This window comes from Candidatus Neomarinimicrobiota bacterium (assembly GCA_022567655.1).
GTDB lineage: Bacteria > Fidelibacterota > SORT01 > SORT01 > SORT01 > JADFGO01.
This window is the reverse complement of sequence record JADFGO010000016.1, coordinates 14,400-29,694: the sequence shown is the minus strand read 5'-3', so window position 1 is coordinate 29,694 and position 15,295 is coordinate 14,400. Positions and strand designations below refer to the sequence as shown.

At 46.7% G+C, this 15,295-nt stretch carries 14 protein-coding genes; 10 read left to right on the top strand and 4 right to left on the bottom strand.

Features of this window, described 5'->3' with window-relative positions; translation table 11 throughout:
* Positions 1-506 (bottom strand): proline--tRNA ligase (locus tag IID12_03130; protein MCH8288086.1); only part of this gene is annotated, 506 nt, incomplete at its 3' end.
* A 254-nt stretch (positions 507-760) separates the two neighbouring features.
* Between IID12_03130 and IID12_03125 the strand changes: the two genes are divergently transcribed.
* Together IID12_03125 and IID12_03120 are read left to right on the top strand one after the other, a co-directional pair.
* Positions 761-1,855 (top strand): Na/Pi symporter, encoded by a 1,095-nt coding sequence (locus IID12_03125; GenBank protein MCH8288085.1) that lies wholly within the window; start codon positions 761-763, stop codon positions 1,853-1,855.
* A gap of 98 nt (positions 1,856-1,953) precedes the next feature.
* Entirely contained in the window at positions 1,954-2,622 is a 669-nt protein-coding gene (locus tag IID12_03120) for a hypothetical protein (protein MCH8288084.1), read from the top strand.
* A gap of 9 nt (positions 2,623-2,631) precedes the next feature.
* On the opposite strand, the gene IID12_03115 is transcribed toward IID12_03120, so the two are convergent.
* Positions 2,632-2,982: a heavy metal-binding domain-containing protein gene (locus IID12_03115; GenBank protein MCH8288083.1), complete on the bottom strand. Its 351-nt coding sequence runs from the start codon at positions 2,980-2,982 to the stop codon at positions 2,632-2,634.
* A 151-nt stretch (positions 2,983-3,133) separates the two neighbouring features.
* Between IID12_03115 and IID12_03110 the strand changes: the two genes are divergently transcribed.
* The 6 genes from IID12_03110 to IID12_03085 all read left to right on the top strand — a co-directional run bounded on the left by IID12_03110 (position 3,134) and on the right by IID12_03085 (position 11,293).
* On the top strand, positions 3,134-4,021 hold the full coding sequence (locus tag IID12_03110; GenBank protein ID MCH8288082.1) for a DMT family transporter: 888 nt from the start codon (positions 3,134-3,136) through the stop codon (positions 4,019-4,021).
* Positions 4,014-5,714, top strand: a complete 1,701-nt coding sequence (locus IID12_03105) for an amidohydrolase (GenBank protein MCH8288081.1) — start codon at positions 4,014-4,016, stop codon at positions 5,712-5,714. Before IID12_03110 ends, IID12_03105 begins: the two co-directional genes overlap by 8 nt.
* Positions 5,715-5,833: 119 nt before the next feature.
* Positions 5,834-8,065 carry a type I DNA topoisomerase gene (topA, locus tag IID12_03100; GenBank protein ID MCH8288080.1) on the top strand — a complete coding sequence of 744 codons (2,232 nt, stop codon included), beginning with the start codon at positions 5,834-5,836 and terminating at the stop codon, positions 8,063-8,065.
* 1 nt (position 8,066) lies between these two features.
* Positions 8,067-9,392 carry a glycine--tRNA ligase gene (locus IID12_03095; protein MCH8288079.1) on the top strand — a complete coding sequence of 442 codons (1,326 nt, stop codon included), beginning with the start codon at positions 8,067-8,069 and terminating at the stop codon, positions 9,390-9,392.
* 176 nt (positions 9,393-9,568) lie between these two features.
* Positions 9,569-10,117, top strand: a complete 549-nt coding sequence (locus IID12_03090; GenBank protein ID MCH8288078.1) for a hypothetical protein — start codon at positions 9,569-9,571, stop codon at positions 10,115-10,117.
* Positions 10,118-10,510: 393 nt separating this feature from the next.
* Positions 10,511-11,293: a DUF4382 domain-containing protein gene (locus tag IID12_03085; protein ID MCH8288077.1), complete on the top strand. Its 783-nt coding sequence runs from the start codon at positions 10,511-10,513 to the stop codon at positions 11,291-11,293.
* A 263-nt stretch (positions 11,294-11,556) separates the two neighbouring features.
* Here the strand turns inward: IID12_03085 and IID12_03080 are convergent, their stop codons facing one another.
* Positions 11,557-11,781 (bottom strand): hypothetical protein, encoded by a 225-nt coding sequence (locus IID12_03080; GenBank protein ID MCH8288076.1) that lies wholly within the window; start codon positions 11,779-11,781, stop codon positions 11,557-11,559.
* A gap of 2 nt (positions 11,782-11,783) precedes the next feature.
* Positions 11,784-13,901 carry an acetate--CoA ligase family protein gene (locus tag IID12_03075; GenBank protein MCH8288075.1) on the bottom strand — a complete coding sequence of 706 codons (2,118 nt, stop codon included), beginning with the start codon at positions 13,899-13,901 and terminating at the stop codon, positions 11,784-11,786.
* A gap of 206 nt (positions 13,902-14,107) precedes the next feature.
* Here IID12_03075 and IID12_03070 point away from each other — a divergent pair, with 206 nt between their 5' ends.
* Positions 14,108-14,575: a hypothetical protein gene (locus IID12_03070; GenBank protein ID MCH8288074.1), complete on the top strand. Its 468-nt coding sequence runs from the start codon at positions 14,108-14,110 to the stop codon at positions 14,573-14,575.
* Positions 14,576-14,678: 103 nt separating this feature from the next.
* Positions 14,679-15,239, top strand: a complete 561-nt coding sequence (locus IID12_03065) for a LytR C-terminal domain-containing protein (protein MCH8288073.1) — start codon at positions 14,679-14,681, stop codon at positions 15,237-15,239.
* Positions 15,240-15,295: the final 56 nt, after the last annotated feature.

The following is a 15,295-nucleotide window of genomic DNA, read 5'->3' as shown; positions in this document are numbered from 1 at the left end:
GCCTCCTCGGCAGTGGCATGTGCGGTATGCCCCTCCTGCCAGAGAAACTCGGTTGTCCTCAGGAATAGTCTCGTCCTCTTCTCCCACCGGACGATGTTAGCCCACTGGTTGATGAGCAGCGGCAAATCTCTGTAGGATTGAATCCAATTCTTGTACATCGACCATATAATGGTTTCGGAAGTGGGGCGGATAACTAAGGGTTCCTCTAATTTCTTCCCCCCGCCGTGCGTAACGACAGCAAGTTCCGGCGAGAACCCTTCAATATGCTCCGCTTCTTTTTGAATGAAGCTTTCTGGTATCAATAACGGGAAATACGCATTTTCATGTCCCGTTTCTTTGAACATAATGTCCAATCTATCCCTGATTTTCTCCCATATGGCGTAGCCATGCGGCCTGATTACCATACATCCCTTCACCGGTGCATAATCCGCCAGCTCCGCCTTTAAAACTATATCGTTATACCACGCAGAATAATCAGTTTCTTTGCTGGTTATCCCTTTGGACATTTAGTCTCCTGATTTTAAGTACGTATGCTCTAAGCAATTGTTTCTATGCTATGAGAGCCGGACTTTATATTACCTAATAGAAGAGATTATTACAAATGAAACTGCGTTAGCAGATCATTTTGGTGATTTTTTGTTTGCAAAAACCATTTGCCCTTTGTCAAAGGTATATCTATTATTCCTTTCAACATGATTTCTATAATCCGTGTTTAGAAGGGCTTACCGATACTTATTTCATCAATGATTAAGGTGAAGTGTTGAGTTCAGAGTTAAGAGAAAGACTCTATAAAATAGCGATCGTAATTGTTTCCTCCTATCTATTCTTATTAGGCATAAAGCTCCTCGGTCACTCGTTCAAGCTCTTCGGTAGTGGATTCGCTGAGAACATGATACAAATGACATCAAACCCGATAGCGGGTTTGTTATTGGGGATAGTCGCTACAAGCCTTATCCAGAGTTCTTCCACCACGACTTCTATCGTTGTGGGGCTTGTAGCAGGAAATGCGCTTACTCTGCCGAACGCCATTCCGATAATAATGGGAGCGAACATCGGCACTACGATTACAAACACTCTCGTTGCGATGGGACACATTACTAACCGTGTAGAATTCAAAAGGGCTTTTTCCGCAAGCATAGTGCACGACTTCTTCAACATCAGCGCTGTATTGCTGTTTTTCCCGTTAGAGATGAAATTTCATTTTATTCAGAAAACCGCAATACTGTTCGAGAAAGGTTTTTCGGGTGCGGGCGGGATGAAATTCTTTAACCCTTTAAAAACTATTCTTAACCCTGTTATCAACCTTTTAGACGGTATTTTCGGCGCATTACCATACTCAAACATTCTGCTCATGGTCTTTTCCCTTATTCTCATGTTCGGGGCTTTGGCGTATCTTATCAAAACGATGAGGTCCCTCGTTTTAGATAAGCTTGAGATAGTAATTAACAATTATCTATTCAAAAATGACCTGAGCGGATTCGTCTTCGGAATTTTAATGACTATAACCGTTCAAAGCAGCTCCGTTACCACCTCGATCATTATTCCATTAGCCGGTGCGGGATTCGTTTCGGTCAGGCAGATATTTCCATATACGCTCGGAGCCAACATCGGCACCACAGTCACGGCTATGCTCGCCGCGATGGCAACACAAAACAGCGTGGCGGTCACCGTAGCCTTCGCCCACCTGATATTTAACGTTTTTGGGATATTAGTCTTTTACCCGCTGAAATCCATACCTATTTCACTTGCCGAATACGTGGCGGAAAAAGCCTCCCATTCTACGCGGAATTTATTGACATTTATAGTAATTTATATTCTTCTTCATTTTATCCCGATGGCGATAATTTGGCTGTAATCGGAAATATGGAGGCTGTTATTTTTTGATGTTATTAAAACCTGTAAATTCTTTGATTGACTTGAAAAAGTATTATATTACTTAAGGAAGGTGACTTTATGTGGAAAAACCTTATCGGCATCTGGCAATCTGATACGCTTTTGAAGCAGGCGTGGGATCAGTCTATAGAAATGTTGGACCTATCGATGGAATTCTTCACCGAAGCGCTTATCTCTCTCAGGGGAGGCGAAAACAAGGATGAGATTAAGCAGCTAAAAAAACGGGATAAGGAAATAAATCGGTACCAAAAGGAAGTGAGACAGAAAGTCGTAACTTACTTTTCGGCTCATCAGGAAGCAGCTGATATTCACAGCGGATTAACCTTATTAAGCATCGTAATCGATATCGAGAGGCTCGGTGATTATACGAAAAACATTCTTGACCTCGCAATTAGCCATAAATCACATATAATATCGGAAGATATTTCGGAAAATATGAAGGCTATCGAGAAAGAAATAGTTCACAGGTTCGAAAAGACCAAGCAGGCATTGCAGACCCAGGACGAGGAATCCGCCGAGGCGCTGCTCCGGACTTACAGGAAAGACGTGTCGCAATCCTCCGAACAGATTGTAAACGAAATTTTATCCGGCGAGAAATCTTACGGTTCGGAGGATAGAGCCGCCGCAATCGCATTGTATGCCCGTTATCTCAAGCGACTTGGAAGCCATCTGAAGAATATGACGTCCACAATCGTAAATCCGTATGATACCATCGGTTATATCGATTAAGAACTTCCGTTAAGTTACTTTTCGCCTCATAGGCTTGTCTTTATACACTACAGCGGTCCCGCTCGCAGCCACCATCAACATGTTCGTTCCTCCCGACCCTATCGTTTCGTAATCCAGGTCAACGGCAATTATGGCATTACCCCCAAGGTCTTTCGCCTGCTGCTTCATCTCGGTAAGCGCTATATCCTTTGCTTTCCTGAGCTCGTTTTCATAAGACGCGGATCGTCCCCCGACGATGTCTCTGATGCTCGCGAAAAAGTCTTTGAATATATTAGCTCCCAATATCGCTTCACCGCTCACAATACCTATATATTTCACAATTTTTTTACCTTCAATCGAGGGCGTAGTCAATACTATCATCTATCTACTCCTATTTATTATTGAGGGTTCATTCCAATATATGACCTTTAAACGTTAATTGTAAAAAAATTCTTGTCTGTGCGCAATGCCCGAAGCCTCAAACAACTTGCATCACTGCTCCTCTTCAAATACTTTCACTCACCTTTTGGATATGAATATTACCGGTAACACAAAGACTTTTTTGATAATTTCTGTCGGTCTGATCGCTATATCCACCGCATCGATCTTCATTAGAATGGCGGATGAAGTCCCGTCGCTCGTCATCGCCGCTTATCGTCTGAGCATAGCCGGTATAGTTCTATCCGGCGTATCCCTTAAACGGGGATTGCGACTCTTTGATCTGAGCGAGCGTAGAATACTTTTGCTGACTTTTACAGCGGGTATTGCTCTCGCTCTTCATTTCGCTTTCTGGATCGAGTCACTGCGGCATACAACTGTTGCGAGCTCGGTCGTGCTGGTTTACACGTCGCCGATATGGGCTGCAGCAATAGCGCATTTTTTCTTAGGCGAGAAACTGACACTGAAACAATCAGTAGGTATTGCGATAGCGCTGTCGGGAGCCGCTGCGATAGCCCTTTCGGGAAATGACGATGGGAATTCTTCCTTGACGGGGAATCTTCTTGCGATCGGCGGGGGCATGATGGGAGCGGTATACCTCTCTGTGGGCAGAGTACTCAGACGTGGGAAAAGCGCGCTATCTTATTCCGGCAGCGTTTACCTCACTGCTGCGATCCTGATTATCTTAGGGACGTTCATATCGGGAAGCGCATTGACGGGATATACACCCAGGTTATATATTCTGCTCGTGTTGATAGGATTGATTCCGCAGCTGATAGGCCATACGGCATTCAATTGGGCGCTCAAGCGCCGCTCTGCCGTCACTGTTTCAGTCCTTATGTTAGGAGAGCCGATAGGCGCCACACTGCTTGCCGCGCTGTTTCTGTTTGAAATTCCGGTTACCGGTGAGATAATAGGAGGAGCAATTTTGCTTTTTGGTATATATCTTAGCTCGATTAATATGAAAGGTAAAAATGATTAAACTCTTTTCCATACTATTCATCTGCGTTGTCGCATTCGGATGCGCCAGAAGCGAGGCGGATAAACTGTTCATCAATGCAATTATTTATACTCTCAATTCCGCAAACGACACGGCGGGCGCTTTAGCTGTCAGGGACGGCAAGATATTATTCATAGGAAGTCTGGATGACGCATACGAACACACCGGGGATAATACGGAGACTATCGATCTGAAAGGATACACCCTGATTCCGGGACTGACCGATGCTCACGCACACGTCGAAGGAACAGGAAAATTCCTTCAAACGTTGAGCTTTCTCGGAACCGGAAGCGCCGAAGAGATAGCCGAAATCGTCAGAAAAGCGGCTCTGCGAACTCCCAAGGGAGAATGGATCGAGGGACGGGGATGGGATCAAAACGATTGGGAGATAAAAAAATTCCCTGCTTCGGATCTGCTCGATGAAGCCGCACCCGAAAATCCCGTGGTCTTCAGCCGCGTGGATGGTCACGCCTACTGGGTGAATCAAACTGTGCTCGACCTCGCAGGGATAAACTCGGACACTCCGGACCCCGACGGGGGACGAATAGTCCGCCGCCCGGGTTCAAACGAACCTTCCGGCATCCTGATAGATAATGCGCAGACTCTTGTCGATGACGTGAAGCCCGAACCTTCAAAAGAGTTAAAAAAGAAGAGGATAATTCAGGCGTTATCTCATGCTCTGAAATTGGGAATAACGACGCTGCACGACCCCGGCTCGGATTCGGACAACATTGACATCTACATGGAGCTGGGAGCGGAAGGGAGATTGAATCCAAGGATCTATGCCATGCTCGATGATGATGATGAACTGAAAGAAAAATATTACGACATAGGTCCTCAAATCGGATTATTCGATAACCACCTTAATATCCGGACACTGAAGTTTTATGCCGACGGAGCGCTCGGTTCACGCGGAGCTTTGCTCTTAGAACCTTATTCCGACGAACCCGGAAACAGAGGCTTGCGTTTGACACCGGAAACCGAACTCCGGAGCTCTTTCAGGAAAGGAATAGATCACGGTTTTCAGCTGTCCATTCATGCTATCGGAGATGCCGGTAATCGGCTGGTTCTTGACCTGATAGAAGAGATGTCCGCGACCGAATTGAAAAACGATCATCGCACCCGCATCGAACACGCTCAGACCATTTCGCTGGATGACATTCCGAGATTCAAAGAACTCGGGGTGATACCGTCGATGCAGCCGACTCACTGCACTTCGGATATGTACTGGGCTGAGGACAGGTTGGGGCCCGATAGGATTAAAGGCGCATATGCGTGGAGAAAACTTGTCGACACGGGTGTCGTCATACCGGGAGGCTCCGACTCTCCGGTCGAATCGCTCAGCCCGTTATGGGGTATTTACGCTGCCGTCACCAGACAGGACCACGACTCCTATCCGGAGGGCGGATGGTACCCGGAAGAAAGAATGACCATCGAAGAAGCAGTCAGGATGTACACTTCCTGGGCTGCTTACGCATCGTTCGAAGAAAAACTTAAGGGCAGTCTCGAAGCAGGAAAGCTTGCTGATTTTACTCTGTTGTCGAAGGATATCTTTAAAGAAGAACCGGCTGCACTGCTTCAAACGAAAGTCTTGATGACTGTTGTGGGCGGCGAGATTCGATACAATGACTTACTGAAGAGCGGTGAAGTGATGTTGGCGAAAGGTTTGAAATAAACCGCTCACAGCTCCGGTAAAGTCATGCGTACCTCATTGGTTTAAAATCCATTACTTGACACACGAACTTTTTATGTTATATTTTCCCTTCCTTGAGATGAGGATATATTGAGAGAACAATGACAAAAAAACTGCTTATCGTAGAATCGCCGTCTAAGGCGAAAACCTTAGGGAAATATCTCGGGAAGGAGTACACCGTCCAGGCGACCGTGGGTCATATTCGTGACCTGCCCAAGAAAGAATTGGGTGTTGACGTAGAGAATAACTTCAAACCTAAATATATTACTATCCGCGGTAAGGGCGGAATGCTGAAAAAGCTGAGAGCAGCCGCAAAAAAATCCGATGAAATCCTCATAGCCACCGACCCTGACAGAGAGGGTGAAGCGATTGCGTTTCACATAAGCGAAGTTGTCGACGGCGACTCCCATAAGATAAAACGTGTGCTCTTCAATGAAATAACCAAATCGGGGATAAAAGCCGGACTCGAAACACCGTTGGAATTGGACATAAACAAGGTCAACGCACAGCAGGCAAGACGAATAATGGACAGGCTCGTAGGCTACATGGTGAGCCCCTTTCTCTGGAAAACGCTCACCTATGGGCTTTCGGCAGGGAGAGTTCAATCTGTGGCGCTGAGACTGATTTGCGAGCGGGAAGAGGAAATTAGAAAGTTTGTCCCTGTAGAGTATTGGACGATCGCTGCATCGCTCAAAGACGGGAAGGAAGAAACGTTCAGCGCAAACCTATTCAAGATAGATGGAAATGACCCGGAAATTTCTGACGAATCTGCTTCTTCCGGGATAGTCTCGAAGTTGAATAGCATGGATTTCCGTGTCTCCGAGATAATACAAAAAGACGTAAAGCGGAATCCCGCTCCCCCGTTTACCACAAGCACCCTTCAGCAGGCTGCGGCACGGCGGCGCAGGCTGTCACCGCGGGCGACGATGAGAATCGCTCAGCAGCTGTACGAAGGGGTTCAGCTGCGCGGCGGAGAACTGGTCGGATTGATAACTTACATGAGAACCGATTCTGTAAGGGTTGCCGATGAGGCTATTTCATCGGTTCGCGAACATATCGAATCTACGCTCGGGAAAAGCTACCTGCCTGATCAACCGAGATATTTCAAAAAGAAAAAGGGCGCACAGGACGCTCACGAGGCTGTAAGACCTACAAACGTTGAGATCACTCCTGATTCTATCAAAGGCGATCTGTCGGAAGATCAGTACAAACTTTATGACCTGATCTGGAGGCGATTTGCCGCATCTCAAATGTCGATAGCGCTGTTCAAACAAACGACCATCGACATCATGGCCGGAGATGATTATCAATTCAGGACAGTCGGAAGCATCAGAAGCTTCGACGGCTTCCTTGCCGTATATCCCGACGCAAAAAGCGACAGTGATACGTTCGTGCCTGAAAAGATAGAGGTAGACGAGATTCTTGATTTGATCGAACTGACTCCTGACCAGCATTTCACGAAACCTCCGGGTAGATTTTCCGAGAGCGGATTGATCCAGGAACTCGACAATCAGGGCATCGGCAGACCGAGTACGTATTCCCAAATTATAACGACCCTCTACAACCGTGAATACGTTAAAAAAGATGAAGGAAGGATGGTTCCCTCTGAACTCGGCGAAACGGTTAACAGCGTCCTCGTCAAGAGCTTTCCGAATATTTTTAACGTTGAATTTACCGCTAAAATGGAAGAGGAACTCGATCAGATAGAATCCGGCGAGCAGGAGTGGCACGCCGTTTTAAGCGATTTCTATACGCCGTTCGAGAAAACCCTAAACGAAGTCTCGAAGAAATCCGCATCTATCAAAGAGTCTTTACAGGAATCGTCCGATGAGATCTGCGAAGAGTGCGGGAAACCCATGATGGTTAAATGGGGCAGGTACGGCAAGTTTCTTTCATGTACCGGCTGGCCCGAATGCAAAAATTCGAAACCTCTCGAATCCTCCGAAGAGCAGCATACTCACACAACCGACGAAAAATGCGAGAAATGCGGCGGTGACATGGTAGTCAAGAGAGGCAGAAACGGTGAATTTCTCGCTTGTTCAAATTATCCTGATTGTAAAAACACCAAATCGATCCCCATCGGAGTTCAATGCCCGAAGGACGGTGGTGACCTGGTCGCCCGCAGAACGAAAAAAGGCAGGACATTTTACGGCTGCTCAAATTATCCGGACTGCGATTTCGCAATCTGGCAAAAACCGGTACCTGTCACGTGCCCATCCTGTGAATATTCATTTATGGTTATGAAAGCCGACAAGGGGGGCGATTCAATCCTTCAATGCACTAACTGTAAGACCGAGATACTCGAAAAAGAAGCGGCAGCCGAGGAGAGCTGATATGGCGAAAGACGCCGCTCTTATGGACAAGATCGTATCCCTTTCCAAACGGAGAGGGTTTGTTTTTCCCGGCTCGGAGATTTACGGGGGCGTGGGCTCCACCTATGACTATGGTCCTTTAGGGGTCGAACTCAAGATGAACATAAAGAGCATCTGGTGGAAATCGATGACACTGAGAGATGACATCGTCGGACTCGACGCAGCGATACTGATGAACCCTAAGGTCTGGGAGGCTTCAGGTCACGTGGAAGGTTTTACCGACCCGATGGTCGACTGCAGGCAGTGTAAATCAAGATTCCGCGAAGATGATATTCCCGAAAAAAACCGCAAGGCGGGACAATGCCCCAAATGCGGTACAAAAGATTCACTAACGGAAGCACGTAAATTTAACCTGATGTTCAAAACTCACGTGGGACCGGTTGAAGATGATGCTTCGATCAGCTACTTGCGGCCCGAGACCGCTCAGGGAATATATGTTAACTTCAAAAACGTAGTTGACACCAGCCGTCAGAAGATACCGTTCGGAATCGCTCAGATAGGAAAAGCGTTCAGAAATGAAATAACTCCGGGAAATTTTATCTTCCGCACCCTTGAGTTCGAACAGATGGAAATGCAGTATTTTATACGTCCGGAGGATGACGAAGAACAGTTTGAGAAATGGAAAGATGAGCGGATGAGATGGTATGAGGAGCTTGGAATTAAAAGCGAAAACCTTCGCTTCCACGAGCACTCTCCGGAAGAGCTGGCGCATTACGCTAAAAAGGCAGTCGACATTGAATATGATTTCCCGTTCGGCTGGAAAGAGCTCGAGGGGATACACAACAGAACGGATTTCGACCTGAAACGCCACATTGAACACTCTGGAAAAAGACTCGATTACTTTGATGAACCGAGCGGAGAACGGTTCGTACCATATATCATAGAGACCTCCGCCGGAGTCGACAGAACAGCCTTGACATGCCTCGTCGATGCGTATGCCGAAGAAGAAGTGAACGGCGAAAAAAGAGTGCTCCTGAAATTCAGTCCGAATCTCGCCCCGATAAAAGTGGGAATATTTCCCCTCGTCAACAAAGAAGGTATGCCTGAGTTCGCCGAAAAACTTGCTCAAGATGTCCGAAAGTATTTTGCAACTTTTTACGACAGCAAAGGCGCTATCGGCAGAAGGTACAGGCGAATGGACGAAGCCGGTACTCCTTATGGTATTACCATCGACTCCGAGACATTGGAGAACGGCAGCGTTACGATACGCGACAGGGATTCAATGAGCCAGGAAAGAATATCCGCGGAAAGTGTGGTTTCTGTTCTGACGGATAAACTCGATTCCTGACGATTTTTCTTTATTAATTCAGAATAACCATTTATCTTATATTAACCTATGGATGGTGACCTTAGGCGTAGCACTTTCTGAAAAGTGGCGGATTTTCACTGACCGATAAATGAGATCGTTAGAAACAAAATATACCGTCCTGCCATGTAGCCGGACAAGAATCAGTGTAGAAGCCTATGCCCCCGAAAGATAACGGAAAAATCAGCATCCAGCTGCTGTTGTTCAGCACAGCGCTGGCTCTCGGCTTTTTTTATTTCGATCTCCTTGTACCTCTCGGTATCGCCGGAGGAATCCCGTACATTGCCCTTATAGCTCTTTCCGTTTGGTCGCCGCAGAGAACGTTTACGCACTATCTCACGATATTGAGCACGGTACTTATCGTAACGGGCTATTTTCTCTCACCGGAGGGCGGTGTTTTCTGGACAGTGGTGATGAACAGGTTCCTTGCGCTCGCCGCTGTCTGGGTTACAAGCATCCTGCTTATCTTCTGGAAGCGTTCCGTGGAAGAGGGCGTAAAATTGGAAAGCGTTCTGACCGAATCTCAGGAAGAGGTCAAGATACTCAGCGGGTTGCTTCCGATTTGCGCTTCATGCAAAAAAATTCGCGATGACGAAGGATTGTGGAATCAGGTTGAAGAATATATTCACGAGCATTCCGAAGCTCAGTTCAGCCACGGATTATGTCCCGACTGCATGAAAAAGCTCTATCCTGAATATGTAAAGTAATACTTGTATCAATTTAAAATTGATCTGTTCCCGACCGCTTTTTCCCAACACGCTTGACAAGCGTATTCTTTGAACTTACTTTGAGAAGTAGCTAAGGCTGCAATTGCGGATACCACAGGCTCTACCGGAGGTGCTAAGTTGATTATCAGCGAAACAATATGGTATGAACGATTTTTTAGGAACTTTATCCGGTAAAGAGAATATAAGCTACTGTGAAATGGACATATAATCTTTTCTTTTAATTATGGGATAAATTATGGTATATAAATTTACGATTAACAATTTCGCTCTATTATCCGGCGATATTTTTCCACTATATGTGATATAAAACACAGTGATATGGTCTTTTTTTAATAAATTATCGACGGTAGAATAAAATAAACAGAGGTAAAAATGCAAAAAACAGAAGTAACGATTATAATGATAGTCATAGGCCTGTTACTAATAACAGCCGGTTGCGACACTACTTCCGAACCCGCTGAAACTACAGGAACGCTTAATGTTTCCATCACTGACGCTCCTGCGGCTTTTGATGCTGTTAACATTACATTCAGCGAAGTCTCTGTAATTCCATCAGGCGGGCAGCCTATTATAGTAAGCGATGCGGTTCAGACTATAAATTTAATTGAATGGAGTAACGGACTTTCCACACCATTAGGAAGCATTGAGTTAGAGGCCGGAACTTATAACCAAATTCGTCTAATAATAGATGCTGCTTCAGTCATTATTGACGGCGTGGAATCATCGGTACTGGTCCCCAGTGGAGCCCAAACCGGGCTTAAGCTGACGCATCAGTTTACAATGGAAGTCGGCTCTACATATGATCTAATGATTGATTTTGACGCTTCGAGGTCGATTGTGCATACAAGTCCGCCGGAAGATCCAGGTTACCTGCTGAAACCGACAATACGTTTGATTGCGGTGGCTACCTCGGGTTCAATATCGGGTACGGTTACGAATCCCGGCAACGTTCCTATAGCGATGGCGTTATCTGGCGCCGAGACGATATCGACAGTATTTGTGGACGCTCTATCGGGTGAATTTCAGCTTGCATTCCTTGAGGCGGGTCTTTATGATGTTGTTGTTGAGGACAATACGGGCGCAAGATTTGATGCAACAGGCGTTGAAGTGGTAGCGGGAACGGACGCAAATCTTGGCTCGATAGATTTGAATTGAGTAAATGACGATAAAATAATTTAGGAGTAGATTAATTATAGAAAAGCTACAAAAAAGCTTTTCCGTCGTGATGACTCTGAGTTTGATTGCAGTAAGCAGTCTTACTAATGATGCAGCAGGAGGAGATTTGAAGACTCTGAAGAAAAAATACCGCCTGGGCATACTTTCTAATGTTGACAACGATCTCCTCAGCTACTCGGCAAAACTAAAGTTATTTGGATTATAAAGGTATATAGTTACCTGAATTTTTCATATTTCCGCAGTTAATCTTTTATATACTTCCCGGACAATTTGTACAAGATAATTATCGGAACTATCAGCAGCATGATCCACGTTAAGGCTACGGTGAAAACTGATTGACTCACAATATCCTGCGATTTGAGCCATCTCCAGATCCCGTCTCCCGATATGCCTATAACCACCCAGTCTGCGATGTTGTAGATTACCACCGAAAGCACGAAGGCAATACCTAATCGTATTCTTTTCATCTTCACTTATCCGTCAGTAATATTCTTGCGTCGATCGCCGCGGGTTTTCCGGACTTTGCCCCGACGATAAAGGGGTTTACGTCAAGTTCGGCGATTTCATGGAAATCGGTCACGAGTCTCGATAACCTCTGGAGGGCGTCGGTCAACACTTCTTCGTCAACCGCCTCTTCTCCTCTGACCCCTTTAAGCAGCGAATACCCTTTTATGAAACGCACCATCTCCTTTGCGTCTTCATCATTGAGCGGCGTAATCCCGAACGAGACGTCTTTCAATATTTCTACGTGTATTCCTCCAAGCCCGAACATTATCAGAGGTCCGAAGCTCGGGTTTTGTTGTACTCCGAGAATCGTCTCGATTCCGCCTTTGATATGTTCCTGCACCAAAATGCGGCAGTCCGACCAGCGGATGCCGGCTCGTTCAGCGTTTGATTTTAATATTCCGTACGCTTCTTTCAGTTCATCCGCGGAGCGCAAATCGAGGGCGACTCCTCCGATATCCGATTTGTGAGACGCTTTGACGGTGTCTATTTTCAAGACTACAGGATAGCCTATTCTTTGAGAAGACTTCAGAACTTCGTCAACGGTTTTCGCGTAAAGCGACTTCACGGATCTGATTCCGTACGAATTCAGGACTTCAAAAGATTCCTCTAATGACAACGACTTCCGGTTTTCACTTCTCGCCTTCCGGATGATCTTTCCGACTCTTTCCTTATCAGGTCGCATCCGTTTGAGACGCCCTTCGGGCTTTTCGAGCCATCTGCTTCTCCGTACCATTGCGGAGAGCGCTTTCGCGGCTGATTCCGGGAATAGGTAAACAGGAACGCCGCTCTCTTTTAATATTTGCACTCCCTCCTCATGCTCGTCCTTTGCCATAAACACCGACAGTACGGTTTTATTCGTTCTCGCGGCAGCTTTTGCGATCACCCTTGCCACCCCCGGCGCGTCTATCGAGATCGGCGGAATAAAAACAGTTATTATCGAACCTATCTCTTTATCTTTTATCAAAACGTCCAACGCTGCCTTATATCTTTCAGGACCGCTTGTGGCTATTATATCCACCGGATTGATTACGGAAGCTTCTTTTGGCAATACTTTTTTCAGTCTTGATTGTACTTCGCTTGAAAGCTCGGGCACTTTCAGCCCGAGACGAACGCATGCGTCGGTCGCCATGATAGCCGGACCGCCCGCGTTACTCAGGATAGCGACCCTGTCATTTTTCGGTACGGGCTGCGCGAGAAACGCTTTCGACACGTCGAACATCTCTTCAATCGACGTGACCCTTATAACTCCGCATTGAGCGAAGAGCGCGCCCGTCGCCACGTCGACTCCCGCCAACGCTCCGGTATGCGAAATCGTCGCCCTCGCTCCCGCGAGAGTCCTGCCCGCCTTCACCGCTATGATCGGCTTTTTGCGGCTTATCCGCTTCGCAATAGAAGTGAACTTTCTCGGGTTGCCGAAACTTTCGAGGTACATCAAAATCAGATCAATGTTCGGATCGTTTTCCCACTCCTCAAGAAGGTCGTTGCCGGAGATATCCGGTTTATTTCCCATGCTCACAAATTTGGATATCCCGATTCCAAGCGTGTTCGCGTGACCCAATATCGATTCTCCAAGAGCCCCTGACTGCGACAGGAAACCGATCCTTCCGGATTCAGGTCTCGCCCTCGCGAAGCTCGCATTCAGTTTCACATCCTCGTCCATGTTTATCACGCCCATGCAGTTCGGTCCGACCATCCTCATCTTATACTTCTTTACGAGCTTCATGAGCTTTTCTTCCAAGAGGATCCCCGCACCCCCGATCTCCTTGAATCCGGCGGTTATCACCACTATTCCCCTAACTCCCTTTTTTCCGCACTCGTTTACGACTTTCAGCACTTTGTCCGCCGGAATCGCTATGACGGCGAGGTCAACCCTGTCTTTGATATCGAGAACCGACCGATACGATTTTATGCTGTGTATATGATCTGCGGTAGGGTTTACCGGAAACAGTTTCCCTTTGAATCCGGAGACGAGAATGTTGTTCAATATCTCCCAACCCAGCGACTGCCTTCGTTTGGAAGCACCGATGACCGCCACCGAAGCGGGACGGAAAACCGGGTCAAGTCTGCTATTTCTCTTCAACTGATCGTTCCCCTCTATTAAAAGCAGTCGAATTTATCCTGTCATCCCGCCATTTGCAAGCGATTAGGACGATGGCTGATCACACGCGATGAATTAATGTTCACTTCAGAGGGAATTAGAGACATTCTTAATAATACTTGACAGAGTGTCCGGATGCTTCTATATTCATAGGCGTAAAGAGATGTCACACAAACAGGGATGGCTGTATGAAAAGGGCTGTATTTATCGTTTTACTGATTCTGACACTGCCGGTAGCCGGATTATCCCAGTATAAGTATCAGGATAACTCCCCGACCGTTTCGGAAAGTCTCAGGATGCCGATTGGTTATTCCGGCGGATTCATTCTCGGTCTCATCGACATGTCCAAAATTCAGATGCGGCAGAGTTACTCCATGGGATTCTCTTCCGGCGGCGGTCAATCGGGTTCATACGGAATGTATCTAAACAACATTCTCTATCCGATAAACGACAAGGTTCTTCTGAATCTCAATCTCGGGTATGTGCACAATCCCTTTGCATCGTTCCAGACGCCGTCACCGGCAGCGTTCCAGGGAAGGTTTATCGGTTCCGGAGAGGTCATTTTTTTCCCGACAGAAAACACGCGGTTTCAGTTCAGCATAAGTAACCTTCCAAGATATGGAGTCGACCCGTATTATCGTTTCAGAAGGTATTGAGTCATTCTAACCGGGTAAGGATGTTTCACTCTTACGATCTTTCAGTTCATTTTATTTCCACCATACGCCTGTACCTTATTCTTTTTAGGGATCGGCGGATTTAATGCCCAGAAGAAAAGCCAGGCGCAAGACCTTTAAAACCGTTTTGCGGAATAGAGGAAAGGGGAAAACCGCCGGGAATATGTTCTTGAACACGTCTATAGGCGTATTGACTCTGCTTACTCTTGCCTTGATCTATTCGTGGGGGCACCGTCAGTTCATTGCGAATCCGGACTTCAACAACGCCTTGATAACCTTAGCCGACAAACCGACCACGCTCACGAGCAGGATGTGGATGGAAAAACGATTTCGCGACATCAAGGTCGAAGTCCTCAATGGGATAGGAATTGACGGTATTGCCGCACGCACCACCGAGTATCTAAGAGAAAAGGGGTTCGACGTCGTGAAGACCGGTGATGCCGGCAGAACCGATTATATCTTTTCAGTAGTGAAAGACAGGGCGGGTAATCTCCATTCTGCACGCCGTTTAGCCGAGGTACTGCACGTGGACACCCTTCTGGTTCTTCAGGAACTGAACAAATCGTTGATCTTAGATGTGACCGTCGTGCTCGGGAGAGACTACGCCTATCTTGCGCCGTTTACTGCAGCGGAGGACCTGCCCTAATCTGACAAGTGCCCAAGGAGAAAACTAAAACTAAGAGCTCCCGCTCCATCGAAACC

Coding starts and splice junctions, on each gene's coding strand:
- IID12_03120 (MCH8288084.1), top strand. CDS start 1,954: ATGTGGAAAAACCTTATCGGCATCTGGCAATCTGATACGCTTTTGAAG.
- IID12_03115 (MCH8288083.1), bottom strand. CDS start 2,982: ATGATAGTATTGACTACGCCCTCGATTGAAGGTAAAAAAATTGTGAAA.
- IID12_03110 (MCH8288082.1), top strand. CDS start 3,134: ATGAATATTACCGGTAACACAAAGACTTTTTTGATAATTTCTGTCGGT.
- IID12_03105 (MCH8288081.1), top strand. CDS start 4,014: ATGATTAAACTCTTTTCCATACTATTCATCTGCGTTGTCGCATTCGGA.
- topA (MCH8288080.1), top strand. CDS start 5,834: ATGACAAAAAAACTGCTTATCGTAGAATCGCCGTCTAAGGCGAAAACC.
- IID12_03095 (MCH8288079.1), top strand. CDS start 8,067: ATGGCGAAAGACGCCGCTCTTATGGACAAGATCGTATCCCTTTCCAAA.
- IID12_03090 (MCH8288078.1), top strand. CDS start 9,569: ATGCCCCCGAAAGATAACGGAAAAATCAGCATCCAGCTGCTGTTGTTC.
- IID12_03085 (MCH8288077.1), top strand. CDS start 10,511: ATGCAAAAAACAGAAGTAACGATTATAATGATAGTCATAGGCCTGTTA.
- IID12_03080 (MCH8288076.1), bottom strand. CDS start 11,781: ATGAAAAGAATACGATTAGGTATTGCCTTCGTGCTTTCGGTGGTAATC.
- IID12_03070 (MCH8288074.1), top strand. CDS start 14,108: ATGAAAAGGGCTGTATTTATCGTTTTACTGATTCTGACACTGCCGGTA.
- IID12_03065 (MCH8288073.1), top strand. CDS start 14,679: ATGCCCAGAAGAAAAGCCAGGCGCAAGACCTTTAAAACCGTTTTGCGG.